Below are 2104 nucleotides of genomic sequence, written 5' to 3' on the forward strand. Positions count from 1 at the left end.
CGTTGGCCAAGAAATTCACCCATCTCGAGCCTGTCTTCATCGAGCGGGTGTTTCGCAATACCGATGGCGCGAGCCGTTGGTGCGACATCCTCCAATCTGCCCCAAAAGAGACCTGCACCGATATCGCACGCCAGTCCCTTGATGCCGCGCTGCTGGATCTGAGCAAGAAATACGGGCCCAATGTGGAAAGCTGGCGCTGGGGCGATGCCCATATCGCCGAGCAGGATCACCCTGTCTTAGGCAAGGTTCCGGGGCTGAAATGGTTCGTCAATATTCGCCAATCGACCTCGGGAGGAGATTTCACCTTGATGCGCGGTGAAATGCGCGGCGGCGATGGTCCGGATTCCTACGCCAATGTCCACGCGGCGGGCTATCGCGAAGTGCTTGATTTCGCCGATCCCGATTCCTCGGTGTTTATCATTTCAACCGGGCAGTCGGGCCATCCGCTGAGCAGCCATTATGATGATCTGTCAGAACTGTGGCGCTCGGGCGATTATATCCCGATGTCGCTGGACCCCGCACTGGCGCGTGCAGCGGCGGTGGGCACGACACATCTGATCCCGCAAGCGGGCAAGCCATAGGTGGCTTGGGCGTGGCGAGGCGGAGGTGAGGGATTTCGGGGTTGGGGAAAGGCGTTCAGCAAAGGGTCGTTTTTGGGAGGTTTGCCGGAAGCCAAAAATTGCCGACACTGTCTCTTATCGCGGCGTTTAACCGCGCCGCGCCTCGGTCATCATTCTGACAGCTAGAGCGGTGAGCACTGTTCCCATGATCCAGCGCTGGACGGTGGCCCAAAGGGGCCGCTGAACAAGAAATACAGCGATGCTGCCTGCTCCGACTGCGATCATGGCATTTACAGAGACGCTGATGATGATCTGCGTTAACCCTAGGGCGATTGATTGACCCAGAATGCTGCCGTTTTCCAAGCTGATAAATTGCGGCAACAAAGAGAGATACATCACAGCGATTTTCGGATTGAGAATGTTAGTGAGAAATCCCATCAAAAAAAGCTTGCGAGGACCATCTTTGGGTAAATCCCGGACTTGAAAAGGGGATCGTCCGCTCGGTTTTACGGCCTGCCACGCCAGATATAACAGATATACCGCGCCTGCGAACCGCAGCGTGTCATAAGCAAATGGCACTGCCATGACAAAGCCGGTGATGCCAAAAGCAGCGCAAAGCATGTAAAAAACAAAACCCAAGGTAACGCCACCAAGCGATATCATTCCAGACGTTCGGCCCTGACATATCGACCGGGAAATGAGATAAACCATGTTTGGCCCGGGTGTCAGCACCATCCCAAGTGAAATGAGGGCAAAAGCAAAGAGGTTAGCGGGATCAGGCATAGTAGTTGCTCCAAGGAGAATTGGCATGACAGAGAACAAGTAAATCTGACGAAAGACAACGACAGTTTCGATCAGGAGAACCATCATTCACGGCCGTTCTAAAACACTCGTTTGTGGAACAGGCCCAAACCACCCCTTTTGATGCTGCCACAAACTCCATTCAAAACCTAAGCCGTTGTTGAAGGTTTCCGGCCGTTTCGAGATATCCGCGGTCCGCCCCATCCCGTGCACCCCCAGCCCTCAAACAAAAGGCCCCGGAGACAATCGCCGGGGCCTTCTAGATACGTTGATCGCAGCGTCTTACTGCGAGGCAGCTTTCGCCAGTTTGCGGCGGTCCTGCAGCTCTTCGGCCACCAAGAACGCCAGTTCCAGCGATTGCGAGGCGTTGAGGCGCGGGTCGCAGGCGGTGTGGTAGCGCGAGGACAGGTCCTCGTCGGTCACAGCGCGCACGCCGCCGGTGCATTCGGTCACGTCTTTGCCCGTCATCTCGAAATGCACGCCGCCCGGGATCGTGCCCTCGGCTTTGTGGATGGCAAAGAACTCGCGCACTTCGCGCAGCACGGATTCGAAGGGCCGCGTTTTGAAACCGCTCGCCGATTTGATCGTGTTGCCATGCATGGCATCGCAGGACCACACGACATTGGCGCCCTCAGATTCGACCGTGCGAATGAGGCGCGGCAAATGATCGCCCACCTTGCCCGCGCCAAAGCGCGCGATCAGGGTCAGGCGGCCCGCCTCGTTTTCGGGGTTCAGCTTGGCCA

Annotated in this window: 3 protein-coding genes; 1 reads left to right on the forward strand and 2 read right to left on the reverse strand. The window is 56.8% G+C overall.

Translation table 11 applies throughout. From position 1 onward, the window contains the following. Positions 1-581, forward strand: a 581-nt coding sequence (locus QZ571_RS18455; RefSeq protein ID WP_295537629.1) for a penicillin acylase family protein, incomplete at its 5' end; no start/stop codon positions are given. 126 nt (positions 582-707) lie between these two features. Here QZ571_RS18455 and QZ571_RS18460 read toward each other — a convergent pair. Beyond that, positions 708-1430 (reverse strand): LysE family translocator, encoded by a 723-nt coding sequence (locus tag QZ571_RS18460; protein WP_295537630.1) that lies wholly within the window; start codon positions 1428-1430, stop codon positions 708-710. Between the two features lie 213 nt (positions 1431-1643). Next, the coding region (locus tag QZ571_RS18465) for a 3-deoxy-7-phosphoheptulonate synthase (protein WP_295531504.1) at positions 1644-2104 on the reverse strand (461 nt) is incomplete at its 5' end.

It is taken from the genome of uncultured Thioclava sp. (assembly GCF_913064665.1).
In the GTDB taxonomy this organism is placed as follows: domain Bacteria; phylum Pseudomonadota; class Alphaproteobacteria; order Rhodobacterales; family Rhodobacteraceae; genus Thioclava; species Thioclava arctica.

Coding starts and splice junctions, on each gene's coding strand:
- QZ571_RS18460 (WP_295537630.1), bottom strand. CDS start 1,430: ATGATGGTTCTCCTGATCGAAACTGTCGTTGTCTTTCGTCAGATTTAC.